Raw genomic sequence first — 26,972 nt, forward strand, 5'->3', positions numbered from 1 at the left:
TTTTACGCTAATATTGCTAAAGTCGTAGCTATCCCTGTAGTATCGGGCATGCATCTTCAAGGTAGAACGCGGGAAATGGGCCGCCTGCGGTCCATATTGGACCGCCGGGAAGCATCATTCGTACACGTATCGGGGATCCGAGGAGTAGGCAAGACAGCACTCCTTGAACGAGTTCTCCAAGACTATCCAGCGCTCCACTTCCGTTGCGCGCCGCGAGCCGACGAGGCACAACAGGCATCCTTGTGGCAAGCATTGGGCGCCCGACTCGATTCCACGGAAGGTCCGCCAGGGGACTGGGCAGCCCTTTTGAATGCGGCACTGGCGCTCGCTGAGCCGGGGGGGAGGCCTTTTGTAATCGTCCTCGACGATGCATACAGGCTCGTGCACGGTCGTTCACGAATCTCGGATGCCGTCACCCTTACCTTGCAGCGGGCCCGAGCGGAGGACCGCACATTCCATATCGTGACGGCGTCTCATACATCCGCTCCCATTGGCAGAGAGCGATTGGCCGGTACGTTCGGAAGCGAGGTCAACGTCGAGCCCCTGTCGTTTCGCGCAGCGCTCCCATTCCTCCCTGGCACGACACCTCGCGACTTCGTCAGATCGTATGGAACGTTCGGCGGCATTCCGAACGTCCTACGATCCGTAGACCGGTCGGTCACTCTGTCGACCAACATCCGGAATCTGCTCCTAGAGCCGCGGGCGGTGCTCGCCGACGCGGGTCGGGACTGGATCGAGCGTGATGTGCAGAACCCGACCCGCTACTACGCCGTCCTCTCCGCCCTAGCCGGAGGAGAGACGGACTGGGCTACCGTGCATCGAGGAGTACCCGACCTCACCACCAGCGGCCAGGTCGCACCTTACTTGCATCGCTTAGAGGGGCTGGGCCTTGTACGCACTCGTCGTTCGCTCGATGCCGGCCCTAGGAGCCGGTCGCGCCGCTATCGCGTGTCAGATCCGTTCCTGGCGTTTTGGCATCGTTTCGTACTTCCGCGGCTCAACGATACGCGCGGTGACTCGACGTCATACCTGAATGACGCCATCCGGCCCAGTCGCGATGATCACACACACAACGTGTTCGCTGAAATCTGTCGCCAGTTCATGGCCCACGATGCTCTCGGTGTCTTTGGATCGAACGCGCGCGAGTCGGGGAGCCTCTGGGGTTCTGGGTATGAAATCGATTCTGCTGGAATCCTGGGCTCGGGGGCTGCATTCTACGGGAACTGTTTTTGGAGGCAGGTCCCCCATGGCGGAGAAACATTGACGGCACTCGATGAGGCCATTCGGGAAAACCGATACGGCTTCGGGCGTGAGCATCGTCAACGCATTCTCTTCACCGCTCGCCCGCCCCCACGGGCGCTCAAGCGGGCGGTCGCGAAGCGCCACAACGCATCAATCATCGGTCCGGGTGTTCTTGCCGGCATGGCAGACGAATGACCGTCGAACGCGTGGACCAACGGAAGTGACCCTTTCACCTGGGTCATCGAGTGGGGGGAACCGCCCCGCGTTGTATCGCTCTTAGCCGGCTATCCGCACCAGCACGGCCATCCGTATTCGCGAAAGACTAGACGTCTAGATTCTTCACGTACCTGGCGTTCTTCTCGATGAACTGGCGACGAGGCTCGACCTCGTCACCCATCAGGCGGTCAAAGAGGTTCGAAGCGATCGCTCCGTCCTCGATCTGCACCTGAAGAATCGTCCGCGCGTCGGGATCCATCGTGGTCTTCCAGAGCTGATCGGGGTTCATCTCACCGAGCCCCTTGTAGCGCTGAATGTTGATGCCTTTGCCTTCGCCGCTCTTTCCACTGATACGCTCGATGTATTCGTCCCGCTCCTTGTCCGAGTAGGCGTAGAAGTCGTGCCTACCCTTGTGAACTCGGTATAACGGCGGCTGCGCGATGTAGACGTACCCCGCGTCGATCAACTCCCGCATCTGCCGGAAGAAGAAGGTCAGCAAGAGGGTGCGAATGTGCGCTCCGTCCACGTCGGCATCGGTCATGATGACGATCTTGTGATAACGCACCTTACTTAGTTCGAACTCCTCACGAATTCCAGCGCCGATCGCGGTGATCATGGCCCGGATTTCCTCGTTCGACAGGATCTTGTCGATGCGAGCCCGCTCCACATTCAGGATCTTTCCTTTAAGCGGGAGAATGGCCTGGTATCCTCGATCGCGACCCTGCTTGGCCGACCCGCCTGCAGAGTCACCCTCAACCATATAGAGCTCACACAGCGACGGGTCCGAGATCGAACAGTCCGCGAGCTTGCCCGGTAGAACGCCACCCTCGAGTGAGCTCTTCTTGCGTGCGAGATCGCGAGCCTTCCGCGCTGCTTCACGCGCTCGGGCAGCCTGAAGAGACTTCTCGATAACAGCCTTCGCTGCCTTCGGATTCTCATCCAGGAACGTCGCCAAGTGCTCGTTTACCGCTGCCTCGACGGCGCCACGCACTTCACTGTTGCCGAGCTTGGTCTTTGTCTGGCCCTCGAACTGCGGCTCCATGACACGGATGCTCAGCACACACGTGAGACCCTCACGGACGTCGTCCCCAGAAAGGCCCTCGTCCTTCTTAAAGATCTTGTTGCGGCGGGCATAGTCGTTGATGGTACGCGTGAGCGCGGCCTTGAGGCCGGTCAGGTGCATACCGCCTTCGTGCGTACTGATGTTGTTCACGAAGGTGTGTGTGTTCTCGCTGAAGCCCTGGTCGTATTGGAGCGCACACTCAATTTCTGCCTCGGGCCTCGACGTCTCGAAGTAGCAGATCTTGTCGTGCAGCGCCCCACGGCTTCCCCGGAGATAATCGACGTACTCTGCGATACCACCTTCGTACTGGTATTCCTCGGCCTCTTGACCATTCCGCTCGTCTGCGAGCGTGATCTTCAGCCCCTTGTTGAGGAACGCCAACTCGCGTAATCGGTTCGACAACACTTCGAACGAATACACCAATTCGGTGAAGATCTCGTCGTCCGGCTTGAACCAGACCTTGGTGCCTGACCCCTTGGCCTTCCCGATTTCTTCGAGATCCTTGGCCTTGATGCCGCGCTCGTACCGCTGGTGGTACTTCTTTCCGTCGCGGCTGATCTCGACTTCGAGGAAGACGGACAACGCGTTCACCACGGACACACCCACACCGTGGAGTCCACCAGAGACCTTGTAGGTATCCTTGTCGAACTTTCCACCCGCATGCAGCGTGGTCATGGCAAGTTCGACACCCGGGACCTTCTCGGTCGGATGGATGTCAACTGGAATGCCGCGCCCGTCATCGACGACAGTAATCGAATTGTCGTCGTGGATCGTCACGAAGACGCCCGAGCAGTGCCCGGCCATCGCTTCATCGATCGAGTTGTCCACCACCTCATACACGAGGTGGTGGAGTCCGCGCGCGGACGTGGACCCAATGTACATACCGGGCCGCTTCCGGACCGCTTCCAGTCCCTTGAGGACTTGGATTTGTCCGGCGGTGTAATCGTCTTTCTTCTTCTCTGCCATGTCCGCCCCGTGAGCGTTAAGCGTTTTGCTCGATTACTCCGTCTCTGCAAGCACGAAGACGATCTTCTCCAACGGCACGTCCGGCATCGCTTCGTTCACGCGCTGCAGAAAGTCCCGCTTCATCAGGTTCAACTCCATCATCCATGCGCTGGTGCGCACTTCCACGAACAACGTGGCGTCCGAAACGCCCTTGGCCTTCGTCACCGCCGCCACGTGTTCTCCGACCAAGCCATCCCAAAGATCGAGCACACCCATCCGCTCGACCTGTTTCTTCACACCGTGTTTGTCGAGGAGGCCCGAAAGGACCGCGTCGACCTTTACCGGCCCCCTGCCTTTCACGTCACGATCTTCCCTGCGTCGATCCTCCATCGCGGGAGCGAATCCCGCCGGATCTTCACGTCTGCTTCCTTGGGAGCCGTCATGACGACCTGGCCCGTATCCTCTGTCTCCATCAAGTCCAAAATTCTCTCGCTACGTCCCTCGTCGAGCTCGGCGAACACATCGTCGAGGAGCACCAAGGGACGCTGGTCACGTGTATCCCTGATGGTCCGTGCTTCTACGAGCCGGAGTGCAAGCGCAGCCGTGCGACGTTGTCCGCCGGAGCCATAAGCGCGCAAATCTATCTCTTCGTCCGCGTCCTCAAGCCGAATGCGGAGATCGTCCCGGTGAGGTCCGACAACGGTCGTCCCCTGGCGACCCTCTCGCTCCGCGGACTCCTGAAGCGAAGAGCGGAACGCATCGGCGATTTCCTCCTGAGTGCCAGCACTCTCAATCGTCACGTTCGGCCGGTACGTCATCCGCGCGGCCTTCTTCCCCGAGACCCGCTGGTAGTAGTCGTGGAAGGCCTTTTCGCGCTCCGCAACCCATCCCCGACGCGAGAACATGACCTCGGCCCCCGCTTTGATGAGTCCGGGGTTCCAGGCGCCCACGACCGATCCCGCTCGTCCGTCCTTCAACGCAGCATTTCGCCGAGACAGGATCTTCTTGTAATCCTGGAGTGCCGACAGATACTCGGACTCACTGAGCGAAAGCACGATGTCGAGAAAACGTCTCCGTTCCGACGGTCCGCCGTTGATCAGTTCAATGTCGGCGGGCGAGAAGATTACCGCCGCGAGGCGTCCCAATACGTCGCCAATCCTGTCCGGCTCGTCGCCATCCAACGAGACCTTCTTTCTCTTGCCTCGTTTTTCAAAAGCAGCCGCCACGACTTGGGAGGAACTTCCGTCTTCCAATGACTCCATAGTCCCGGCGACTCGAAACACGCCTTCGTCGAAGGCCACGAGCTGCTCATCGCGGGCCCCGCGGAAGGAACGGAAGGTCTCCAGATAATAGATCGCCTCGAGGAAATTGGACTTCCCTTGAGCATTGTCGCCAATCAAAGCGACACCCTCGGAGGGAAGTTCAAGTTCCTGACTTCCGAGGTTGCGGAAGTGGCGAATAGCTAGCCCGCTCAGACGCACGGACCGAAGGCTGGGAGAGTCCCTGAATGCATGGGACAATTTAACTGTTCACGGGCCCAATGAGAAGCCCGCCGCATACCCCACAAACGCTTGCAGCAGAACGCTTTTCAGCGCGTCACGCTTACCATTTCAGGCCCGCCAACTCAACGGCCCTGGAAGTCGGCCTTTCGCTTCTCGAGGAAGGCTGCCATGCCCTCCTTCATGTCATCTGTGGAGGCGAGCAATCCGAAGAGCGAAGACTCGAAATCCAAAGCATCCGCGGTAGCTGTATCGAGGGCGTGGTAGATGGACTCGAGCGCCATTCGCATAGCTACCGGACCGTTCTTGGTGATCTTGCGCATGAACGTCTTGGCGTCACCCAACAGCGTATCCCTTGGGTAGATCGCCGAGACGAGCCCGATCCGCTCTGCGCGTTCCGCTCCAACCATGTCCCCGGTCAGCGTGAGTTCGATCGCTCGGCCCAAGCCCACGAGCCTCGCGAGACGAATCGTCCCGCCGTATCCCGGGATGATACCAAGGCCCACTTCGGGGAGACCGAAACGCGCGTTTTCGCTGGCCACCCGGAGGTGGCAGGCCAAGGCCAGCTCACAGCCACCGCCAAGGGCGTATCCACCGACGGCAGCCAACACGGGCTTCGGGAAGCGTTCGATGTAGCGGAACACGTCCTGGCCGTCCCTGCTGACTTTGACACCTGAGAGGGAGTCCATCTGGGCGAGCTCGCCGATATCGGCTCCCGCCACGAATGCCTTCTCCCCCGCGCCGGTGAGAATGACACCGCGCACGTCGTCATCCTCGGACAAGCCCTTGAAGACTTGGCCGAGCTCGCCGACCACCTCGGAGTTGAGCGCATTGAGCTTGTCTTGGCGGTCAATAAAAACGATGGCGATGTCGCCGTCCCACTCGACTCGGACGTACGTCAGATCAGACATGCTAGGTCCTACCTCTCATTGCGCGTTGGACTGTCTCAACGGTGCAAGATAGCGACCCGTCGCACGATGGAAAAACGGAGGGCCAGCCCTTACCTTAGCGCGCCATCCGAGTGTTGACTGCGGTATCCATGCGGTGTCTTTCACGCCGTGTTTTCTCGTCTCGAATCGGACCACGAGGTCCGAAGTAGGAGCGTACATGAGCCGGTCCCTGAACAAAGTGATGCTGATAGGAAACGTCGGAAACGATCCGGAGATTCGGGCGACGTCGTCCGGCGCCCGTGTCGCCAAGATCTCTCTGGCAACGAACCGGTCTTGGTCCGATCGCTCCGGCCAAAAACAGGAAAAGACCGAGTGGCACCGGCTCACGTTCTTCGGGCGCCTAGTCGACATCGTCGAGCAATGGGTCAAGAAGGGTGACCGACTCTACGTGGAGGGTCGTGTAGAGTACTCCCAGACGCAGGACGACCAAGGTGTCGTGAAGTACTGGACCGACATCGTGATCCAAGAGATGGTCATGCTCGGTTCAACCTCCGGTGGTGGTGGCGACGGCGGGAGCTTCCCGGGCGGCGGCGGTGCCCCACCTCAGCCTCCCGCGAGCGACACCGACGGCGATCTGCCCTTCTAGGCCGATCGTTCCAACGACCGACTGAAAGGGCGGCAGAGCCCCTGGCTAGGACACGCCGTGACACCGACCTCGGGTTGTGAAAAGTCCGCGGCGCTGAGTGCGTCGTGATCAATCATCATGCCGCATCGCACGAACCCAATCACGATCGGTTCGATACGAAGATGCTACCCCAGCCTCTCCGGGCGTGAGATTCGCTCGGGTGACCGTGGCGATCGGCCCCTCATAGCTGGCACCCATCCGGCGCCCTGCGAGGAAGTAGGCGAGCCCGAGAGCCAGTACTAGGACAGCACTGAGCCCGGCCAAGAGCTTGGCCACTGTCTTCACGATCTAGATGCGGGGAGGGCCTCGGTGAGGTTAGTTCGCTTCAATCTTGGCTTCGGTCTCCCAAAGCCCCATGAAGTACTCCTCATAGCTATCGGGATTCGCCCGGTAGTCGACAAGCCAGATATCGAACGGGGGTAGCGCGACGCGACACGACAACCAGTTCGTAGCGATGCGCACCATCTCCACGTACGTGAGGTCGCCCTCGCCGCCTTCTTCTCGATAGGCCCGTTGGGCGAGCAGATAGATCTCGTCCGGACTCAGATAGAGAAGGAGATCCGCGACCTGCGCAGAGCAGTAATCGAGGTACTTGGCGCGCAGGACTTCTAGTGGTTCATCAGAACCTGTGTCGCCTGCGTCCATGGCGGTCCTCCCGCTGGACATGAAAAACCCCCCGGCCTCGCCGAGCGCGATGTCTTCCGGAGGGGTCGATCGCGCCCAAAGGTATGAACCGGAGGGCCTAATTACGCAAGTATTTCGCGCCGTTTTATGAGACCGCTTGCGGGGCCTCCTGCGCGGGCGGCTGATCCTGCTCCCCTTGCTCACGTAGATGTCTGTAGATCGAACGACGGGTTAGACCGTACAGGACGACACGGCTCAAGAACTCCGGATCGGTCTTTTGGACCTCTTCGGCCTGAGCAGCGATATCGCGCGGCAACCGCACGTTGAGCTGTACAGTACTCGTCTCCCACATAGACACACCTCGCCCTAAGGTCGGAGTTGAAAAATTTGTGTTTCTTGGATACCGCCCAGATCGTGAATTAACATGCGACGGTAACGGAGGGGAGGTGCCGGCCACCTCGTGGTGAGCAACACTCTAAAGCTACTTCTGGGGACGCGCAACCCCTTACGCCAAGAAATGCCATGAATCCTAACTCGTTACCCCACAACAGGTTACGATTTCATTGATTTCCGTAAATCAAGTGTTCCCAAAACACATCGCAGCTTAAAATGTTCACGATTCCGTTCACGGAAGTGCAAGCGTAGCACGGAGTTTGGGAATCGACCCCTTCGCAAAATGCTCTTCAGTCCGTAACGCATTTTTTGCAATAAATGCGTTATGGGAGAGTCGACCTCAAAAAGGCTTCGAGGGATGCGTTTTCGAACGCGTTGAAGCGGTCGCGGAGGTCAGAAGGGTCCGCTTCTTGGAAAATCATCGCCGTCCGGTGCACGCGCCCTGAGTCCACTTCTCGGAACGCGATGAAGCCTCGCCAGCCCGACCCATCTCGAAACGACATCAGGTGCGCCAACCACGGCTCGCCGCGATACGAGACCGGACGCACCTCCACGGTCGCCGGCGCCTGAGCGGTCGGCGCTTCGGGAGCGTCGTCGAGATCAATGAGATGGGCGTCTGGATTCTCTAAGCGGTCTGCCTCCCACACCAGGAAGGGTGGCAGGGGCAAAAGCGACTCACAGAAGCGCGTGAGTAGGTCCAATGACTCTTCCCCAGCTACGTCGAAGCCGGCTGCCCGTGCAGCCCGCACCATGGGGCGTACCGCATCCCTGGGCATGAGATGCATCAGCTTCCCAGCCTGCCTCCGTCGATAGGCTTGATAGCGGTGACGGAGTTCCTCACGATCAGGGCCCGGAAGCCCGACGCCTTCACCTGAAGAAGGCTGATCACCGATCACCGTTAGTGGATCGCCTGCGCGCCAGCGTCCGACGAAGCGATCCGGACGGCCTGAGCCGAGGGCTCCTGAACCTGAACCCTGCCCAACGTCTCTCGCTCTCCAAGGGTCTCGATGAGCGGCGCGAGCGAGTCGAAGCGAGCTGGCTCGAATCGGGCCATGAGGGCCGACAACCCCTTCCTCATGGCGCCAAGTCGGACCCGCGCTTCAGCAAATGAGGTCGGAAGCGCGAAACGAGCCTCATACTCGATTGAATCTGCTTCCCCGTCCGGATCGTACCGGCACAGATCGGCGGTCGGGAAGGCCTCGGTCAAGGCGTGCTCGAGTTGCGGATCCGGGTGCCGCATCGCGGTCTTGAAGACCACCGCGCATAGGTCATAGTCCAGGTAGGCTCGAGTAAGGCGCCCCGGCCCCAGAACGAAGCGGATGGACGTGCCCTCGTGGAGATCGAAGTCTCGGCAGATGTCCCTGAAGCCGATCCGCAGGAAGGTCGGGCGCGTGAGCGGACCGAAGCCGATCCTTTCCAGGATTCGTAGTCCCAGCTTTAACGCGTATCGCCGCAGCGGCTCTTCTTCCTGCGTGGACGCGGTTGCCGTGATCAGACTCGCTATGTGGTCCAGAGTGGGCTCGTAGACCCAATCGAGAACAACGAGCTCGGTGCTGAGATCGAGCACCTTCACGCTTCCGCTCCCCAGGTCGATCACCTCCGAAGACGCGGCATACCGTCCTTCGACGACTAGAGCGAGGCCGATGTCCTCGATGCGGCCACCCGGATTGTCCATCTCATGGACATCCCGGTATTGCACCACGGCGCGCGTAAGCGGGAGCTCACAGATCCCCGGAACATCTCCCATCGCCTCGGGCCGGGCGTAGGTCTGTGCATTCGGATCCATATGCCTGTCTCGTCCATCGTCGGCGACCGAAAGGCTCACCAACGATTTTTTGGGAAAAGAAACCCGGCTAGAAGCCGGGTCAGATAGGGTTTTCGCTGGGACGATACCCAGTAGTTACAACACTTTTTTGCATCGCGCCGTATCCGGCGGCCCTCAACGATAATGATATGTTTACGAAAAAGGCAAGGAAAACATATATCGGAGGGCGACCGAAGGGACTGACGCCTTGCTCCGACTTGGTCGGCCGGTCATCTTGCGGGGGCAATTCCACTGGAAGCCCGGCCCGATCTTCTGAATCCGCATTCAACACGCCTCCATGACTCAAGGCAACCACATCGCTCGCGAGGCTCCTAACCGAGATCAACCGGACGTGCGGAGTGGTTCCCCAGTCAGCGAACGAAGGCGGTCCGTGGCCTTCATTGAGCGGGAAAGCGAGTCCTGGGCGTGCTTCCTAGTCACGTTCGCGGCAGGTGATGGACTCATACACGGCTACTTCTCCTTCCGCCCTGGGAGCGGAGAAGCGAACGAGGACGAGGTCCGCACGGCCGACATCTTGATCGAAGACTCCGAAGCCGAAGTTCACGAAAAGGCGCGGGGCTTGGGACGACCCCTTCTCGCTGGCCTCCTCGACTCAGCTCTGCATACGCGGAAACGAAGCGGCCGAGACGAGAGCAAACTTCGGGGTCGTTTCCGGACGCTTCTCAAAGAGAACGCTCAGGAGATCGCTGGAGATTGGTCCACTGACGCGACGATCGTGCCGAGCGGCGATGAACTGGACCAGCTGAGGTCGATGTACGCATCGTATCGCCTGGACCAGGTCTCCCACTTTATCTGCTTGGTGGACCCGACTGACTTCGAACAGGCGGTCGACCAGATCCTAGCCGGCGAAAGCGTAGATTTTCGCGCCAGCGACAAGGTCCAGTTCGCGATGATGGTGGTGGATCACATCGAGCGAATGTTGCCTCTCCCGGACTTCGACACCTGGGTCAGGGACTACCTGGCGAATTCCGAGGCGTACCGCCTCTATACGCATACGCTGCATCGGGAAGGGCGCCTGCCCTAGTCACAAGCAGGCAGCCGATTTAGCTTTGTGAGCTAATTATTTTCCGACCAACGTTAAAGGTGGTGATTGTCTTGGAAGTGGTCATCCAGGATAACGAGAGTCTGGACCGAGCACTGCGACGCTTCAAGCGCAAAGTGCAGCGGTCAGGCCTCTACTCCGAACTCCGTAAGCGCCGGTTTTATGAAAAGCCGAGTGCTCAGCGGAAGAGGAAGCGCGAAGCGGCGATTCGTCGCGAGCGCAGACGGCAACGTCGCGGCAAGGCCTAACGCGCTTTGTTCGGCCAGCCAAAAGGCGGTCCTCCCTCACGGGAGGGCCGTTTTTTTGTTTCTACCTGCCGTCGCAACTCAATGGACACCGCGGCCCACTCGGTTCCAGCGAATCTCTCGCAACGCAGGAAAGGGTCGGTAAGAATCCGCGTTGTACGAGAAGTAGGTGAACACCACGCGCCCCTCGAGGCGCCATGACTCCAGCAGACCCCAGTAGCGCGAGTCCAGGCTCTCGTCCCGGTTGTCGCCCAGCATAAAGTAGTGCCCGTCGGGAATCACGATGGGCCCCCAATGGTGTCGCGAGGGCACATACGAATCCCGGTCGACACCCGCCACCAAGTGCTCCCGCTGCCACTCAAAGTCCGGGTGCCGATCGTCTTGGCCGGTGTTCGAGTTCACATACGGTTCATCCAGGGCCTGGTCGTTCAAAAACAGAGTCGCGCCGCGCATCTCGAGGGTGTCACCGGGAAGACCCATGAGGCGTTTCACCAGCTTCATGTCGATCTCATGGTGTGGATCGAATACCCAGACTTCACCACGCTTAGGTCGCGAGTATCCAAGAGCGTGCGCCTGAGTGCCGGGAATCCGAGCACCGATAGCGGCACGATTCGCGACAAGCATGTCGCCCACGAGCAGCGTACCCTCCATGGACCCCGACGTGATGACGAAGGTTTGGAGAAGGAAGGTGCGGATCACGATGAACAGAACGAACGCGACCACGAGCGACTTGATCCACTCGGTCAGCGCATTGACCTCGGTCTCCTGTTTGCCGCGGCGGCGGCGCTTCTTATCAGGCGCTGCAGACTCTTTCGGGCTGTCAGCGGCCTCGTCATCGTCTACGCTCCCTTTCTTCGTCTTCCTACCCAACATCCGCTCCGTCCGAGGACTCCGACACAACACAACACAAAAGGATAGACTCGTTCGCGTGTGATAACAGGCCCTGGCCGACGACCCATCGGATCAGAAGACAGCCGCTCGCTGTCCAATAGACCCTAGGAGGCGCATAGCCTCCCCGCGCATGAGTACGATTACGGGTGACATTTTCTCTGGTGCGAGGGTCGCCACCTGAGCCTGCGACGTCTCTCGGCCATCTACGATGAACGGCATACAGCCAGTCGCCGAATGCGGCGATACTCGAGCGCGGCCCCCACGTCCTGAAACGCCGTCCCACCCGCGAGCACGTCGCGGCCGACGAAGCGGAATCCAAACCTCTGCGGGCGGCAGCCGTCCTTGCCGAGCCGCAGCGATCCAGGCCGCCAAAACGGCGGCCGCTGCAAGCGCGATAGCCGGAACCATAAAGGCCCATGGAGCCCGCGATGACACCGCGAACAGAAGTGACTCCAAGTACCGCGTCGACACAGCCGCAGCCACGCTGCCGAACAGGATCCCAATGCCCGCTAGAGTCAGGCCTGGACCGCACCACTCCTCCCACTACGACCTCAGGCTGAGCACCCAACGCCATCCGGACCCCGATCTCGCGTTTATGCACCGAGACATGGTGCGCCAACACTCCGTAGATCCCTATCGCGCCCATTCCTTGGGGAAGCCAGATTATTCGACGCAACTTCCCCCACCGCAGGAGTGAGCGTCATGAACGGGCCATCGACCACTCCTAGCGGCACCCTCGCACGGGTCGTGGGAGTTCCGGGCGCCGTCCTCATGGGATTGGGCTCGATCCTGGGAACGGGAATCTTCGTGAGCATCGGAATCGCGGCGGGTGTAGCGGGTCCAGGAGTCGTGCTCGCAGTCATCCTGGCTGCGATTGTCGCCACGTTGAACGGTCTGTCCAGTGCTCAGCTCGCTGCGGCCCATCCGGTCAGTGGCGGGACCTATGCTTACGGCTACCGCTACCTCAACCCCCGTCTCGGCTTCACTGCCGGATGGATGTTCTTATGGGCGAAGTCGGCATCGGCTGCGACCGCGGCCCTCGGCTTCTCGGGTTACGTCCTGTCGGCATCAGGCGTGCACGGGACCCTCCCTCGGGTGGCGTTGGCTCTCGGCTTACTCGCCGTGCTGACCACGGTCGTCGCGGGCGGAATCCGTCGGTCAAATGCTGCGAACGCTGTCATCGTATCCGTGACCCTGGCCGGGCTCTCCGCATTCGTACTGATCGGATTCCCGGGGATGTTCGAGCGGGGCCTGGCTCCGTTTCAACCGTTGCTGGACCCTATGACGGGCGGCATGAGAGGACTACTCCACGGCACTGCCCTCATGTTCGTCGCGTACACCGGATACGGGCGTATCGCCACTCTGGGTGAGGAGATACGGGAACCTTCCCAGAATATCCCGCGCGCCATCATTACCACGCTCGTGGTGACCATGGTGGTCTACGCCGTAGTCACCGCTGTGGCGGTCTCTACGGCGGGCGCAGAGGGCCTCACGTCGGCGACCGACGCCGAGACGGCGCCGCTGGTCGTTGTGGCCCGACTTCTCCCCGTGCCTGGAGTGAGTTGGGTCGTCGGGATCGCTGCGGTCACCGCGATGGCCGGAGTTTTGCTGAACCTCCTCTTGGGTCTGTCGCGGGTGGCCTTCGCCATGGGACGCCAAGGAGACCTACCACGTAGTGTGGGACACGTCGCCGGACCCGAGAAATCACCGGTCCGCGCAGTGCTCCTCGTGGCAACGATCATCGCCGTCCTAGCCAGTTCGGGGAGCGTGGTGACCACGTGGTCGTTCTCGGCATTCACCGTTCTCGTTTACTACGCGCTCACGAATTTGGCCGCGCTCCGCCTGCCCGAGCCGGACCGACGATACCCCAGGTGGACAGCTCTATCAGGACTGGTGTGCTGTCTCGGTCTGGCCTTCTTCGTGGACGCCACGATCTGGGCAGCCGGGCTGACACTCATAGCGCTCGGCCTGGTCTGGCACGAAGTCGCACAGCGGCGCATGCCGCGAAGCGGAAATCAGTCGAACTGAGTGGCCTCAAAAGACCGCATCGACGGATGTGCGACACGATTCAGGAGCGCGTCGAATCGCGGGCCTGACCTGAGCGACTCGACCCAGAGGTTCTTAGCAAGGAATACGACCGAGCCGATTCCCTTGTCGACGGCCTCATCTAGGTAGCGGAACGTCTCATCTGTGTGGCCGAGGCCGTGCTGCACCCTCGAGTAGTCCACCTGAGCCGCCGTCACGGGGGTGACATTGTCATAGCCCACGGTTGTGAACGTAGTGATGCACCAGCAGAGGGCCTGTAAACAAACTCCCCCCGCCCCCGCGGGTGCCTTGTGGGCCGTCCCAGAACGATCCAGCCGCCAACCAACCAATGAGCCAGGTTCTGTTGCCACGTCCCCACGCCGCTCGCCTGCCTTCGCGCACCTCTTCTCGCATCACCCTAAGTCGCCTTCACGTTTGATCCTGGCTCTCCCTTCCTCAATCCTGTGGCCCGAGCCTCCAACGGCACCACTCATCGGGCCCGACACACCGTGTGGGTCTCCGAGTCGAGATGCAATCCAAAACCGAACCGCGTGTGCCGGCCCAGCGTCGACACTATCTTCATCGCAAGTTTGAGACTTTCCTACCTCCGTTCGGAAAGACCCGTGTCAGAGAAGACGGACAAATATCAGCTCGTCGATCGCGAAACGGCCTGGTTGGCGTTCAGCGAACGTGTCCTCCAAGAAGCCGCCGACCCAGCAGTCCCGCTCTTCGAGCGACTCTTCTTTTGCGGCATCTTCTCGTCGAACCTAGACGAGTACTTCCGAGTGCGGGTCGCTTCGCTCCGAAGCCTGCTGCGCCTGGGTAAGGGCGGGTATGCGAAGTTCGGGATCGAGCCACACCGACTATTGCATGACATACACCGCATTGTAATGACTCAGCAGGAGCGGTACGGGGGCATCCTCGGTCCTTTGATGGACGAAATGAGGGCTACGGGCATTAACCTTGTGAACGAAGAAACCGTCGATCCCGTACATGACGACTTTCTTCGTTCCACATTCCGCGACACGATCGCCCATCATCTCGATCCCGCACCACTTCGAGGAAGTGATGGTCCGCCCTTCCTCAAGAACAACAAGGTCTACCTCGCGGTCGAGGTGTGGGACGGAACCGACGGTGTCCAGACTTCATGGACACCCTCCTATCAATTGGTTGAAGTGCCGTCGGGGCAAGTCTCCCGATTTATCACGCTTCCGTCGCGGGGTGACAATCACGAAGTCATGTTCCTCGACGATGTGATCCGGTACTGCTTGGATGAGGTCTTTCCTGGGAAAGAAGTAGGCCGCAGCTACGCTCTAAAGCTCACCCGAGATGCGGAGCTCTACGTGGACGATGAGTTCGAGGTCGACCTCGTTGAAGCGATCCGCCAGAGCTTGGGGAAGAGAGACACCGGCCTACCCAGTCGATTCCTGTACGACATGAGCATGCCCTACGTCCTCGTGCACACACTGCAGCATGAACTCGGCCTCGCGGAAGAAGACCTCATACTGGGTGCCCGATATCACAATTTGAGCGACTACATGGGCTTCCCCCGCTTTGGGAGTGACGACCTTAGCTATCCGGACTGGCCCCCAATTCCCCACCCGACCCTGGAGACTGCCCCCTCGATCCTCGAACTGGTCAGAGGAGCCGATCAGGTCATCCACACACCCTACCAGTCGTTCAACCATTTTGTCCGCTTCCTCGATGAGGCGGCCGAAGACCCGGACGTAACGGCCATCTCGCTGACCGTGTATCGAGTCGCCAGAGACTCGGCCGTACTCTCGACGCTGATCAAGGCGGCGGAAAACGGGAAGAAGATCACCGTCTTCATGGAGGTTCAGGCTCGATTCGACGAAGAGTCGAATCTTTACTGGGCTGAGCGCTTGGAGGCGGCAGGTGTTCGAACCCTCTATTCGATGCGCGGCCTCAAAGTCCACGCAAAGATCTGCCTGGTGGCACGGAACGAAGGGGCCAGCGTCCGACACTACGGGTACGTCGGGACAGGCAACTTCAATGAGAAGACCGCGGAGATCTACACGGACCACGGCATCCTCACGGCGGATGAGCGTATCACCGCAGACCTAGAACAGGTCTTCATGTTCTTGGCCGGCGAGATCGAAGAGCCTGAGACGCAACACCTCCTCGTGGCGCCCTTTACACTGAGAAAGGGTCTGAAGCGACTCATCAAGGACGAAGCCAAGGCGGCCAAGCAAGGACTGCCTTCAGGGATCACGCTGAAGCTGAACGCGCTTGAGGACACCAAGATGATTCGAGCGCTTTATGACGCCTCCGGTGACGGAGTGCCCATGGAGATCATCCTTCGTGGAATCTGCAGACTCCTCCAGGGCGTTCCCGGGCAGAGTGAGACCATCAGTGTGCGCAGCATCATCGATCGATACCTCGAGCACCCGAGGATCTACCGCTTCCACAGCGGTGGAGAAGACCGCATGTACCTCGCGTCCGCCGACTGGATGAAGCGGAATCTGTCACGGCGCGTCGAGGTTGCGATCCCCGTCTACGACCCCGAAGTCAAACGGCAGCTGGCGAAGCTCCTAGACATTCAGCTGGCCGACAATCAGAAGGCCCGCTCGATCGAGGCGGACGGTACGAACCCTTATCTGCGCAACGACGAAGCGCCGCTGCGCGCTCAAGCCGTGTTCCGTGACTTTGTAGCAAGCCTGTAAGAGCCACGTGAGCCCACAGTGGGTGTGCCGCACTGATCACGTCCTGAACGAGATCGTCGATGAACGTCTCCCTGAGGAGCGAGCCGAAGACCGGGCTCGGGTCTTTGTCTACGGACCGGAAGCTGTACTCTCGGCCATCTGCACCCAAGAATCGTAGTGACCGCGTTTGACGCCCCCCGCCGGTACGTGCACGGCGATTCCAACCCGCGACGCCGGAACCGCGCCTTTAGTCCATCTCGCGTCATCTCACACACATCCGCGATGGCGTGGAGGCCCTCGTAGTGCGTAGGGAACTCGAGAATCCGGCGACTAAACGCGCACAGGGGCATGGGCAGCGGCGTACCTGCCCCCTTGAGATCCGCCAGGCACTTGTCGACCCAAGACGCTCCCTGAGCCTGTTCGTCGATCACCGTTTGAAGGCGGCTGGTCAGAAAAACAATGCGCCGCAGTGGCAACTGGGAGGAGCGACATTCGTTTTCCCAACGGACCAGAAGCCCTCTGGCCCAACTCCAACACGGGGACATCCGAGCGTACACCCACGAGCGGCCCTCGAGTCCCATCGGCCAGCACGGTCAGTCGAGGCAAACCCCATTCCACCGCAGCTGGAGCAAGGCGAACTCATAGCACAACGTCTTCTTCCGGGTCTGCAGCGTTCTGCACAACCGTTCGGACCTAAGGGTCTGAGACGTACGCTACGATCATGGGGCCCTGTCCCTACACAACAGGATGGGCTCACTCTACCAGGGGCCAGTGTCTAAAATCGGATCCTGCAGCGCCGTCGCGACAGCAAATTCCTCCGGCTCACCGTACCAGGTGTGACCCCCAGGGTCACGAATCGACCCTAGAAGCCCAACCATGGCAGAGGCTCTAGAGCTCTAGGGCCACCGGCTTATCACCAGACCAGTCATAGAAGCCCATACCGGTCTTTCGGCCGTAACGACCCATCGCGACGATTCGCTTGAGCAATGGCGGAGGGGCGTACCGCTCTTCCCGATACTCGTCGAACATGATCTCACTGATCTTGTAGAGCGTGTCGATACCGACGAAGTCGCACAGCATGAACGGCCCCATTGGGTAACCACAACCCAGCGCCATTCCCGTGTCGATGTCCTCAATGCTCGCGACACCTCGTTCCAGCTGCCTGATCGCGTCAAGCATGTAGGGAACCAGCAAGAGGTTCACGACAAAACCCGAGTTGTCTTTCGCGGCGATCGGGACCTTGCCCAGCGCCTTCGCAAAGGCGTGGGCCCTATCAAAGGTCTCGGCGCTCGTCACGATGGTCTTCACGACCTCGACGAGCTTCATGACCGGGACCGGGTTGAAGAAGTGCAGCCCCACGAAACGATCCGCTCGCTCCGTGGCCGCGGCCATATCGGTGATGGTCAGGGAGCTGGTGTTCGACGCGAAGATCGTGTTGTCACCGCAGATACCATCGAGTTCACCAAACAGGGCATTCTTGGCGTCGAGTTCTTCCACGATGGCCTCGATGATGATGTCACACTCAGCCAGATCGGACACATGAGTCGTGTAACTCAGGCGAGCCCCCGCTGCATCGCGATCCGCAGCAGTGAGCTTCTCTTTTTTGACCGCCCGGTCCATCGACTTCTGAATACGGGCCTGCCCTTTCTGAAGCAGCTCGTCGTTCATCTCACGTACCACAACATCGAAGCCGCTCTTGGCTGCGATCTCCGCGATGCCACTGCCCATGAGGCCACATCCGACCACCCCCACCTTGCTGATATCCACTCTGCTTCTCCGTTATGTGTATTCGGCGCCGGGCGCCGGTTCATAAATTCTACGCTTCGTCCTGCATCACGTCCCGAGCGACACCATGAAAGTGTCGCTTCACCCAACGTCTCCAAGATGCAGGAGGAGGCTCGAGGGACTCGCCGCGTTCAAGCGTATCGAGCACTCCTTCAATCTCCATCTGCACCTCGCCCAGCTTCTTCTTGTGTGAAGCGCCTGCGAGGTAGGTGATACCCGTCGCGATCCCCGTCCCCAGCACGATACCCACCCCGACCGCGAGGCCGACCGGTGTAAGCGCGGCCAGTCCCCACCCAGCCAAAGACCCGGCGGCTAGGCCTGCAGAGCCACCCCCGATCCCGGTCCCGATGATGCTCTCGTCACGAGTCCCAGGATCAACCACGAACTCGATCCGCGACCGGTCGTTTTCTAACGATGTGACGTGGACTTCGACCGACTTCGCCGAAGCGAGATAGTACTTCCTTGAAGTGAAGCTCGCGGCACGAGCGATCTGAGACGCCCAGTCCACTGAAGGTCGGTACAGGAGCAATTCTGAAGTCCTCCGTACCGACTGCAGCAACTGCGAGCCTGCGAGAAACTCGTCGATTTTCGCGGTCAGATCCCAGCTGGTACCAGGCACTACTCGGGCCGCCCGAACGTAGAGTGGCCCAAAGATCCGATCGACGACGCCGACGTCCAGGCCTTCTGTCCGCACGTCCGTTAGCGCCTGTCTTACATGCTCGGAACTCAGTCCCACTTCGCCCGCAATCCGAAATACCTCCACTTCGGACAACGAACCATCACCCGCTCCATCAGCGGACGACAGCTCGGCGGCCCGTCGAATGACCGCGTCGAACTCCCGCCGGGTAAGGCTGGTTCCAGGTTCGTCAGTCATCGGCCGCCTAGAGCGCCTCTACGATCACGGCACCGCCCTGACCACCACCGATGCACGCGGAGCCCAGCGCATACTTCCCGCCGCGGCGCTTTAGTTCGTGCAAGAGATGGATCGTGATTCTGGACCCGGATGCAGCCAACGGGTGGGTCAGCGCAATGGCGCCCCCATTCACGTTGGTCTTCTCAGGATCGAGGCCGAGCTCTTTCTCCACGGACATGTACTGAGGCGCGAACGCCTCGTTAACCTCGACGAGGTCCATGTCGTCTAGCGTGAGGCCTGCCTTCTGGAGAGCCAGTCGTGCTGCAGGAGCCGGACCGATGCCCATAATCTGCGGCTCAACGCCAACGAAGCCCCACGAGACGAGACGTCCCAGCGGGGTCAGGCCATTCGCTTCCGCATAGTCCCCACCAGCAAGCACCGCGCTGGCGGATCCGTCACCGAGTCCGGAAGCGTTACCGGCAGTCACGAGTCCGTCCTTCTTGAAGTACGGACGGAGACGCCCAAGCGCCTCCATGGTCGTGTCCGCACGAATATGCTCGTCGACCGCGTAGATCGTGTCGCCCTTTCGCGAAGGGATCGTGACCGGGGCAATCTCCGCATCGAAGTACCCAGCGTCCCAAGCGGCTTGCGCCCGCTGATGCGAGTTCATCGCAACTTGGTCTGCCTCTTCGCGCGTGATGCCATACCGATCTGCGAGCTCCTCAGCCGTCTGGGCCATCGTCAGGTCACAATTCGTGTCCATGAGCGACTCCCAAAGCAGATCCTCGAACTGCTTCCCTGCTGGCCCCAAGCGGAGACTCCCGAAGCGGGCGCCACGTACAACATGCGGAGCCTGGCTCATGGATTCGGTGCCACCGGTGAGACAAACGTTGGCCTCGCCCAGAACGATTTCTTTCGCGCCCTGAACGATGGCTTCGAAGCCCGAACCACAGAGTCGGTTAACCGTGAGGGAGGGAGCCTTCTGCGGGACACCGGCACGGAGTGCAACGTGGCGGGCCAGGTAAATAGCGTCGGCCGAAGTCTGGAGGGCGTTACCGAAGAAAGTATGGTCGACCTGGTCGGCCGAGATGCCCGCAGCTTCAATAGCGGCCTGACTGCTGATCACACCGAGATCCGTAGCCGTGAACTTCTTCAACGAACCACCGAACGTTCCGAATCCAGTGCGTTTGCCGGACAGAACGACGACATCACGCGGGTGACCCTGGGTAGCCATGGAGCCTCTATCTGATGAAGGGAGAGCTTTGGGTTTGTCGGACCGAGAGCTACCCCCTCAGAGCCGCCCTGTTCACCCCCATCGGGTCATCCAACCCAACGATCAGCTTCCCGGGAAGCCATCCCAGTCGATCACCTCACGGGCGAGCCAGATATGGCGGCGGTTATGCGCGTCCAGAGTGCCCAAGCCGGTACCCATCGAGAAGCGGAGGAGCTTCATGAACGGGGACGAAAATCGAGCCTTTCCGAGATCCAAGCCCTTAGCGTCCGCAGCGACCTGAGAGATATCTCCCTGAACCCGAAGGAAGCGCTCCAGTACGTCAGGGCTCTCGAGCGTGGGGTCCGGCTTCATCTCCTTCGCGGTCTTCATGCGCATCTTCGGAGGCGGCTCCATCTGGCCAGCGAACCAGCGCCCAAACCAGGGATGCTTGTACGGGCCGTCCGACTTGCGGCGTTTGTTCTTCATGACACAGGTCTGCATCGCCTCGATATAGGGCTCGTTCACGATGCACATGTGCGCCACGTGCCCAGCCACCGACCACTTTTGCTCGTTCGGCCTCCAAAGCAACTGGTCCGGTGAATACGCAGAGAAGATTTCCTCCACTTCGACCGTCTGCTCCTGAAGCGACTTGATGAGCTTCGGGACATCGGAAGTAGATGTAGGGATCATGGGATGGTCCTCACCGTGAACACCCTACCCGTGCCCCTGTCGGGACTTCACGAGGACCCCCTATGTGAGTTCTTCTGAGGGCGATCCATCTAGATACTGCCTGAATGCCTGCTTGTTGTTGCACTTCATATAAGCCTCTTCGGCCGTAATCACACCGGACATGAGGAACTCCAGAATGTGCTGGTCAAGCTGCTGCATCCCATCCTTCTTACCCGTCTGAATGATCGACGGGATCTGATGGATCTTGTTCTCACGGACCAAATTGTTGATGGCCGGGGTGCCTACCATGATCTCGAGCGCGGCCCGCCGGCCCTTTCCGTCCTTGGTCTTCAAGAGGACCTGCGCAATTACGCCTTTGAGTGACTCGGCGAGCTTGGCCCGAATCTGCGCCTGCTGATCCGATGGGAATACGCCGATGATGCGGTCGACGGTCTTGGGCGCAGATGAGGTGTGGAGCGTACCGAACACCAAGTGACCGGTTTCCGCAGCGGTGATCCCGAGTTCGATGGTCTCCCGGTCGCGCATCTCACCGACCAGAATGACATCTGGATCCTCACGAAGCGCTGCTCTCAACGCATTGGCAAAACTCTTCGTATGCGTCGAAATCTCACGCTGATTGACCAAGCACTTCTTATTCGGGTGCGTGAACTCGATCGGGTCCTCGATGGTGAGGATGTGCTCCTGGCGTTCCTCATTGATGAGGTCGACCATCGCCGCGAGCGTCGTCGACTTACCCGAGCCCGTGGGCCCCGTCACAAGCACGAGCCCCTTGGTCAGCATGCAGAACTTCCGGACGGCGTCCGGAAGTCCGAGTTGATCGAAGGTCAGGATGTCGGACGGAATCGTCCGCATGACCGCCGCCAAGCCCTTTCGCTGCCAAAAGACATTGACTCGGAATCGGGCCATGCCCGGAATCTCATACGCGAAGTCATAGTCCAATGTGTCGAGGAAGCGGATACGCCATTCCTCATCCATGATCTCATAGACCAACGACTCCATGTCCTTGCCGCTGAGGTCACGGAATTTGAGCCGCTGCATGTGTCCATGAACGCGCATGATCGGGGGAGCACCCACCGTCAGGTGGAGGTCGGAGCCTCCCTGCTCGAACAGGACCTTCAGGAATTGATCAATCTGCGCCATGTGACGGCATCTCCGTTGGCCTCAAGTCAGTCTGTTTAACCGTGCAGCGGTTCAAGCGTCCACTCAAGGTGGTCGCCTTCTTCTCGCTTGATGTGCATTTCCCAACGAATCCCGGCGTCATAAGCCGGCTTACGATCCTCATCGACCTGCCACAAAAGGAACGCCACAGAAGCCACGTCGAGCGCGCTTCCTGCCCACGACGACTGATTCCCTGTCAAATCCACCGTGACCACGTCGAAGTGGAACGCCCGCAGAGCTTCGAGTTCCTCCGACCATTGGTCGGGCTCATTCGGCATCTTGACGCTGAACGCCTCATCTGCGGCGGCTTGGTCTTTCGCATTGATGTAGATACTCCGCCACGACGGATCGAGCAGTAGTGGAGGAAGGTGTGGAAGGATCTCGTGCCCCAACTCGGGCGGGTCCGCAGTAACTACGAAGCGGGCCGAGCCCGATCGAGCCAGAAGTCGGATCTCGGACATAATGCCTGGATTCGGCAACGCGAAGCGATCCGAAAGCAGCGAGAGTTCCTGAGTCGGCTGGAACAAGAACTCGTGGCCCGACTCGTCCGAAAGGTATTTAGCCTCAACCGGCGTCACGATGCCCGCCCGCGACAGTTCACCCATCCACCTGGCCCTGTTTTGCCCCTCAACCTGAGCCATAGGTGAAGGATCAAAAAGCTGAGCCATCTCCTGTTCCCACAGGGCCTCCAGCGGACGTCGACGGATCGTGCCGCTGTCATCGTACCAGAACCACGATCGGTGCCCCCTCGTCGAGATCCCGAACCGGCCAGAGGCTGCCTCGAGCGCCAAGCTCATCGAATCGAAGAGGTTGATGGCCGAAGGTCGCTGGGATTCTTCCGCTGCGGATCCGCGCGCGTAGACATCCCGGATCAATCCGCGAATCGTGCTCGCAGATGCCAATGCCAACTGAATCTCCAGATCCGTACGGGCGTTCAGTTCGTCCACGGCCCGGGTCTTGATGGGCGAATCGACGATTACAGTGAGCAGATCCCCCACTTTCATGATCGGGAGCGTCAGGTTCGCGAGCGCCCACTCGGGCGTGACCAAAGCCGCAGCTTCTGGGTCAATCGAGTCGGCCTCTGGGAACACATACGGAAGGTCAAACTGAGATGCGAGACCCCATTCGAGCTCCTCCGCCGTAAGGAAGCCGCACTCGACAAGCGCCTCGCCGAAGTAGCCCCCGTTGTCTCGTTGATACTCGAGAGCCCTGGCGCAGTCATCTTCAGTGATCCGTCCCAGACCCATCAGGATCTGGCCGATCGTGCGTCGTTCAGCCATCTCGGATTCCGTCTGTCGTTAGTTGGTTGCGGCCGTGTTCCCCACCACTTGGGCGGTGATCCACTGGCCGACGCCATCCGTACCGAGGTCGCCACCGAGATCCGGTGTCGTCCTTCCTTCTCGGGCCGAAGCAGCGACAGCCGCCTCAACCCGCTCAGCCGCTTCGGCGTGTCCGAAATGATCAAGCATCAATGCCACGCAACGAATAGCCCCGATAGGGTTCGCGAGGTTCTGGCCCGCAATGTCTGGAGCGGACCCGTGAACCGGCTCAAAGAGCGCATTCTGGCCAGGATGGATGTTGGCGGAAGGAGCTAACCCGAGACCCCCGGTCACTTCAGCGGCGAGATCGCTGATGATGTCGCCAAAGAGATTCGACGTGACGATGACCTCATATCGCTCCGGTCGCCGCACCAAGTCCATGGCCATCGCATCCACGTACATCGCATCCTGTTCGATGGCCGGGTATTCCTCACCCACCTCAGCGAAGACCCGCCGATACAGTCCTCCGGCGTGACGTTGGACGTTGGACTTGTCCACCAGCGTGACGTGGTGCCGCCCACGCGTGTGTGCAAAATCGAAGGCCGCTCGAATGATGCGCTCGACGCCTTTCCGTGTATTCACGTCCTCTTCGATCGCGACCTCGTCGGCCGTGCCCGTCTTGAACGTCCCACCCATGCCTGTGTACGCGCCTTCGGTGTTCTCGCGAAAGGTCTCGAGGCGGAGAGATTCGACGTCGCGAAGAGGGCAATGGTCCGGAGCGAGAAGCACACAAGGCCGGAAGTTCACGTACAAGTCGAGTTTGAATCTCATGCCAAGGAGAATGTCCTTAGCGTGCACATTGCTGGGCACTCGAGGGTCCCCCAAGGCGCCGAGAAGGACCGCGTCATGATCTTCGGACAACGACTTGAACTCATCGTCGGTAATCGTGACGCCGTCACGCAAGTAACGATCTGCGCCGAGATCCCAGTCGACAAACTCGAAGCCCAGGCCCTCCGCATCATTGATCGCATCTAGGACGCGACGCGCTTCGCGCACAACTTCGACGCCTATGCCGTCTCCGGGAATGAGGGCGATTCTCGGCATGCTCAGGGGGTCACAACTGTGAAGAGGATCGACAGAGGACAAACCTCGTCGGCGTACCGGCAGATTACGGTTTTTTTACCACGATCACCACCCCACGCCCGCTCGCACCGCTCCCCTCCACAGCGTACGGATACCGGCCCGCCGGGGCTTCCCTGAAGTCGAGTACGAATCGGCTGTCGAGCCGCAACAACGGAGGGGAAGCGACCTGATCTGTGCGCTCGAGGAAGTCCTGAGCCTCAGGAGTCAGGCCGTCGATCTCAAAGATGATCTCGTGGACCAGCCAATCCGTGGTGACAAATTCGACATACGCACCTCCCTCAACCGTGGTCTCGGCAGGCTCAGCCACTTCGACGGCGCCGCCAGTGATCGAGATCTGGTAGACCTCGTCGTAGTCGGTAAGGCCAAGTTCTTCCCGAAGGAGCGCATCTGGCCGAAGTTCAGGATCAGCCTTACACGCAGCCAAGAGAGTCACGCAGGTGAGTGCGAGCGCGGCATTGACCCACCGGCTCGCGCGGAGTCCACCGCTAACCGGCGACTTCCGTTCCACACGCCAGGCAGAAGCTCCACGTTGGCTCGAGCTCCTCGCTGCAGTTCGGACACGGGACCACATGTATGTCCTGTCCACAAAACGGACAGAAATTGACATTGGTCCGCTGAGGGAGGTCGGCTCTGCACCACCGGCACGCCGAAGGGGTGTCCGCCACATCGTTGGCAGTCGTCTCATCCGCCGGGGTGTCATCCACGCCGTTCTCTGCGAAGAAGTCATCGGCCGCCGGCTCTTCCGGCGGCGCCAGCTCGTCCAACATACGGATCTCGACCTCATCCTGGGCCTCGATTCCAGGCTCGGGCTCGGGCTCGGGCTCGTCGTCGAGAAACACCAATTCGTCGGAGGCCAGCTCTGGCTGGACGGCTCCATGCGACCCATCCACCGCATCCGAATTGAGGCGGACATCCACGGCCGCAAATTCTCTGTAGAGCCCTGTGTTCGGGTTCGACGATTCGAGCTCTTCACGCAGGTTACGAAGGGCTGCGTCCGAGTCGAGAACCAAGAAGCCTCCTTCACCGGCGAGGAGTCGGAGGAGGGCGTCTTCGTAATCACCGTTCATCTCGACCCCGATGCGATCGCGATGCGATCCATAAGGGACGAGATTTTGATAGATCTCCGCGACGGTAAACGGACTTGAGATGTATTCGGGCCGCTGACTGCGAATTTCTTCGACCAAAACAGCATGGAACCGCTCGAGCAATGTCCCCGTGTCCTCCATTTTCCCTACTCCTCGGATTCGACTTCGAGTCGTAACAGTCCCGCATCAACAGCAGCCCGAACGAAAACCTCCGGCTCCGTGAAGGGGAGCTCCACCCCATCTTGTTCATGCCACCGCTCCGCGAGCCTGCGCATGTAGTGCGCCACCGTCTCGTGAGAGAAACCGGCCTGGTCCCGCATTTGCCGAACGATCTCGTACCAGTTGCCTCTGATCTGGTGACCGTCGTTGAGGCGTATGACGTGTCTTTCTTCTGATTCGTTGGCTTGGCTGCGCTCGAAGAGCTCCGTCTGACTCGGGTCCGTATAGTCACCGGGATCCACACCACGCATTTTCGACTCGACCTCTGCCAGCAATCTGTCGATCGGGTCGTCGAGTTCCTCCAGCTCGTTCAGGCGCTCCTCCCACGGCGACATCCTGGAGTCTCCGGCTTCCAAATGCCACAGTGAACGCTTCAACTCCATGAGCCGCCAAACCGCTAAAGCGTCCCAGTGTTCGACCGGAGGCACACGCTCGAATTCTCTGAGTGCACCCTCCCAATCTCCACGGTCGTACAGTAGGTGGCCCAAGTAGATGCGGGCCTCATGAAGGTCCGGATCGATTCTCAGCGCACGACGGATCTGACGACCTGAGCCGACTTCGTCTCCAAGCCGATGGAGCGCATAACCGAGCGAAGCGGCTGCGTCGGCGCTGTCCGGCCTCGAGGCTGCGGCCTTTGCGAAGACGTCACGGCATTGGGAGTACAGAGCCTCCCGATAGAGCGCGCGACCCATGGTGAGCATGAGCTCGGTATCGTCGTCGAAGCCCATCGATGCTACTTCTTCGAACAGCTTCAAGGCGGCCTCTTGTTCCCCGAAGCGCAGGAGAGTCTCGCCCAAACCAACCAAGGCATCCTCGTGGCTGGAATCCAAGCCAACCGCCTGTTGGAACGCTCTGCGAGCCCACGCATACTCTTCGCGTGCGAGCCGCGCATATCCAAGACCGACATAGAGTTCCACGGCATTTGGATACAGCGAGAGGCCCTCCTTCAACATCTCAAGGGCCCCCTCATAATCACCGTCGTTGTAGAGCTTGTGTGCCTGTTCGTCGTATTCCTCTGAGCTGAGGAAACGTTCGGGCATTTATTGAGCTCCTTGGCGATCGCAGTCGATCGCTCAGTGTGGACAGTTCGCGTCCAATGTAATGCCCGCTTGGGGGCGGTACCACCCGACATTTGGGACGCATCGGGCGTCGAAACGGCCTACACTCGCGCGTAGGTCACCCCGCATTGGCTACATACCAAGTTCTTCCCCGCCCGGACTAACCGGACACCCTGCCCATGCCTGGGACAGATCGGATCCTTCCCGGAATCAAACACCGCTTTGACTGCCTTACGTTCGGAACGTCCCCCTTTGGGGATC

General features: G+C 60.1%; 29 protein-coding genes. 7 read left to right on the forward strand and 22 right to left on the reverse strand.

All coding sequences use genetic code 11. From position 1 onward, the window contains the following. The first annotated feature begins 48 nt into the window (after positions 1–48). Positions 49–1,437: an ATP-binding protein gene (locus tag P8L30_04515; GenBank protein MDG2239440.1), complete on the forward strand. Its 1,389-nt coding sequence runs from the start codon at positions 49–51 to the stop codon at positions 1,435–1,437. A 127-nt stretch (positions 1,438–1,564) separates the two neighbouring features. Here the strand turns inward: P8L30_04515 and gyrB are convergent, their stop codons facing one another. The 4 genes from gyrB to P8L30_04535 form a co-directional block, all read right to left on the reverse strand. Further along, positions 1,565–3,487 (reverse strand): DNA topoisomerase (ATP-hydrolyzing) subunit B, encoded by a 1,923-nt coding sequence (gene gyrB / locus P8L30_04520; protein ID MDG2239441.1) that lies wholly within the window; start codon positions 3,485–3,487, stop codon positions 1,565–1,567. 33 nt (positions 3,488–3,520) lie between these two features. Beyond that, positions 3,521–3,856, reverse strand: coding sequence for a DUF721 domain-containing protein (locus P8L30_04525; GenBank protein ID MDG2239442.1), 336 nt, complete (start codon positions 3,854–3,856; stop codon positions 3,521–3,523). Beyond that, on the reverse strand, positions 3,823–4,947 hold the full coding sequence (gene recF / locus P8L30_04530; protein ID MDG2239443.1) for a DNA replication and repair protein RecF: 1,125 nt from the start codon (positions 4,945–4,947) through the stop codon (positions 3,823–3,825). The genes P8L30_04525 and recF overlap by 34 nt, the downstream gene beginning before the upstream one ends. Before the next feature lie 143 nt (positions 4,948–5,090). Next, positions 5,091–5,876, reverse strand: coding sequence for an enoyl-CoA hydratase-related protein (locus P8L30_04535; GenBank protein MDG2239444.1), 786 nt, complete (start codon positions 5,874–5,876; stop codon positions 5,091–5,093). Positions 5,877–6,072: 196 nt separating this feature from the next. Between P8L30_04535 and ssb the strand changes: the two genes are divergently transcribed. Then, a complete protein-coding gene (ssb, locus tag P8L30_04540) occupies positions 6,073–6,501 on the forward strand; it encodes a single-stranded DNA-binding protein (GenBank protein ID MDG2239445.1) in 429 nt (142 codons plus the stop codon). Between the two features lie 108 nt (positions 6,502–6,609). Here the strand turns inward: ssb and P8L30_04545 are convergent, their stop codons facing one another. The 5 genes from P8L30_04545 to P8L30_04565 form a co-directional block, all read right to left on the reverse strand. Next, on the reverse strand, positions 6,610–6,825 hold the full coding sequence (locus P8L30_04545; protein MDG2239446.1) for a hypothetical protein: 216 nt from the start codon (positions 6,823–6,825) through the stop codon (positions 6,610–6,612). 30 nt (positions 6,826–6,855) lie between these two features. Continuing rightward, positions 6,856–7,185 carry a hypothetical protein gene (locus P8L30_04550; GenBank protein MDG2239447.1) on the reverse strand — a complete coding sequence of 110 codons (330 nt, stop codon included), beginning with the start codon at positions 7,183–7,185 and terminating at the stop codon, positions 6,856–6,858. A 124-nt stretch (positions 7,186–7,309) separates the two neighbouring features. Beyond that, on the reverse strand, positions 7,310–7,516 hold the full coding sequence (locus P8L30_04555; protein ID MDG2239448.1) for a hypothetical protein: 207 nt from the start codon (positions 7,514–7,516) through the stop codon (positions 7,310–7,312). A gap of 364 nt (positions 7,517–7,880) precedes the next feature. Further along, on the reverse strand, positions 7,881–8,342 hold the full coding sequence (locus P8L30_04560) for a hypothetical protein (GenBank protein ID MDG2239449.1): 462 nt from the start codon (positions 8,340–8,342) through the stop codon (positions 7,881–7,883). Positions 8,343–8,455: 113 nt separating this feature from the next. Beyond that, positions 8,456–9,343 (reverse strand): hypothetical protein, encoded by an 888-nt coding sequence (locus P8L30_04565; protein ID MDG2239450.1) that lies wholly within the window; start codon positions 9,341–9,343, stop codon positions 8,456–8,458. A gap of 316 nt (positions 9,344–9,659) precedes the next feature. Here P8L30_04565 and P8L30_04570 point away from each other — a divergent pair, with 316 nt between their 5' ends. Together P8L30_04570 and rpsU are read left to right on the forward strand one after the other, a co-directional pair. After that, on the forward strand, positions 9,660–10,406 hold the full coding sequence (locus P8L30_04570; GenBank protein MDG2239451.1) for a hypothetical protein: 747 nt from the start codon (positions 9,660–9,662) through the stop codon (positions 10,404–10,406). Positions 10,407–10,471: 65 nt separating this feature from the next. Continuing rightward, the gene (rpsU, locus tag P8L30_04575; GenBank protein MDG2239452.1) at positions 10,472–10,672 is read left to right on the forward strand and encodes a 30S ribosomal protein S21; all 201 of its coding nucleotides are present in this window, start codon (positions 10,472–10,474) and stop codon (positions 10,670–10,672) included. 78 nt (positions 10,673–10,750) lie between these two features. Here rpsU and lepB read toward each other — a convergent pair whose 3' ends face one another. Continuing rightward, complete coding sequence (lepB, locus tag P8L30_04580) at positions 10,751–11,539, reverse strand: signal peptidase I (GenBank protein ID MDG2239453.1); 789 nt, start codon at positions 11,537–11,539, stop codon at positions 10,751–10,753. A gap of 93 nt (positions 11,540–11,632) precedes the next feature. Next, a complete protein-coding gene (locus tag P8L30_04585; GenBank protein ID MDG2239454.1) occupies positions 11,633–12,043 on the reverse strand; it encodes a hypothetical protein in 411 nt (136 codons plus the stop codon). A gap of 219 nt (positions 12,044–12,262) precedes the next feature. Between P8L30_04585 and P8L30_04590 the strand changes: the two genes are divergently transcribed. Beyond that, entirely contained in the window at positions 12,263–13,588 is a 1,326-nt protein-coding gene (locus P8L30_04590) for an APC family permease (GenBank protein MDG2239455.1), read from the forward strand. Here P8L30_04590 and P8L30_04595 read toward each other — a convergent pair. Continuing rightward, the gene (locus P8L30_04595) at positions 13,576–13,827 is read right to left on the reverse strand and encodes a hypothetical protein (GenBank protein ID MDG2239456.1); all 252 of its coding nucleotides are present in this window, start codon (positions 13,825–13,827) and stop codon (positions 13,576–13,578) included. The genes P8L30_04590 and P8L30_04595 overlap by 13 nt on opposite strands. Positions 13,828–14,208: 381 nt before the next feature. Here P8L30_04595 and ppk1 point away from each other — a divergent pair, with 381 nt between their 5' ends. Both ppk1 and P8L30_04605 read left to right on the forward strand, forming a co-directional pair. Continuing rightward, positions 14,209–16,269 carry a polyphosphate kinase 1 gene (ppk1, locus tag P8L30_04600; protein MDG2239457.1) on the forward strand — a complete coding sequence of 687 codons (2,061 nt, stop codon included), beginning with the start codon at positions 14,209–14,211 and terminating at the stop codon, positions 16,267–16,269. A 7-nt stretch (positions 16,270–16,276) separates the two neighbouring features. Beyond that, positions 16,277–16,426, forward strand: coding sequence for a hypothetical protein (locus tag P8L30_04605; GenBank protein ID MDG2239458.1), 150 nt, complete (start codon positions 16,277–16,279; stop codon positions 16,424–16,426). Between the two features lie 710 nt (positions 16,427–17,136). Here the strand turns inward: P8L30_04605 and P8L30_04610 are convergent. From P8L30_04610 to P8L30_04655, 10 genes are all read right to left on the reverse strand, one after another. Continuing rightward, positions 17,137–18,015, reverse strand: coding sequence for a 3-hydroxybutyryl-CoA dehydrogenase (locus P8L30_04610; GenBank protein ID MDG2239459.1), 879 nt, complete (start codon positions 18,013–18,015; stop codon positions 17,137–17,139). A gap of 49 nt (positions 18,016–18,064) precedes the next feature. Continuing rightward, positions 18,065–18,907 (reverse strand): hypothetical protein, encoded by an 843-nt coding sequence (locus tag P8L30_04615; protein MDG2239460.1) that lies wholly within the window; start codon positions 18,905–18,907, stop codon positions 18,065–18,067. Between the two features lie 7 nt (positions 18,908–18,914). After that, on the reverse strand, positions 18,915–20,120 hold the full coding sequence (locus P8L30_04620; GenBank protein ID MDG2239461.1) for an acetyl-CoA C-acetyltransferase: 1,206 nt from the start codon (positions 20,118–20,120) through the stop codon (positions 18,915–18,917). Positions 20,121–20,222: 102 nt separating this feature from the next. After that, the gene (locus P8L30_04625) at positions 20,223–20,789 is read right to left on the reverse strand and encodes a DinB family protein (GenBank protein ID MDG2239462.1); all 567 of its coding nucleotides are present in this window, start codon (positions 20,787–20,789) and stop codon (positions 20,223–20,225) included. A 60-nt stretch (positions 20,790–20,849) separates the two neighbouring features. Beyond that, entirely contained in the window at positions 20,850–21,929 is a 1,080-nt protein-coding gene (locus tag P8L30_04630; protein MDG2239463.1) for a type IV pilus twitching motility protein PilT, read from the reverse strand. Positions 21,930–21,964: 35 nt separating this feature from the next. Further along, the gene (locus tag P8L30_04635; protein MDG2239464.1) at positions 21,965–23,227 is read right to left on the reverse strand and encodes a hypothetical protein; all 1,263 of its coding nucleotides are present in this window, start codon (positions 23,225–23,227) and stop codon (positions 21,965–21,967) included. 18 nt (positions 23,228–23,245) lie between these two features. Then, the gene (locus P8L30_04640) at positions 23,246–24,310 is read right to left on the reverse strand and encodes a 3-isopropylmalate dehydrogenase (protein ID MDG2239465.1); all 1,065 of its coding nucleotides are present in this window, start codon (positions 24,308–24,310) and stop codon (positions 23,246–23,248) included. Positions 24,311–24,374: 64 nt separating this feature from the next. Continuing rightward, positions 24,375–24,857, reverse strand: a complete 483-nt coding sequence (locus P8L30_04645; protein MDG2239466.1) for a hypothetical protein — start codon at positions 24,855–24,857, stop codon at positions 24,375–24,377. After that, positions 24,835–25,575: a zinc ribbon domain-containing protein gene (locus P8L30_04650; GenBank protein MDG2239467.1), complete on the reverse strand. Its 741-nt coding sequence runs from the start codon at positions 25,573–25,575 to the stop codon at positions 24,835–24,837. The genes P8L30_04645 and P8L30_04650 overlap by 23 nt, the downstream gene beginning before the upstream one ends. Before the next feature lie 5 nt (positions 25,576–25,580). After that, positions 25,581–26,693: a tetratricopeptide repeat protein gene (locus tag P8L30_04655; GenBank protein ID MDG2239468.1), complete on the reverse strand. Its 1,113-nt coding sequence runs from the start codon at positions 26,691–26,693 to the stop codon at positions 25,581–25,583. Between the last annotated feature and the right edge of the window lie 279 nt (positions 26,694–26,972).

The sequence above is a fragment of the Longimicrobiales bacterium genome, assembly GCA_029245345.1.
In the GTDB taxonomy this organism is placed as follows: Bacteria; Gemmatimonadota; Gemmatimonadetes; order Longimicrobiales; family Gaopeijiaceae; genus CALFPJ01.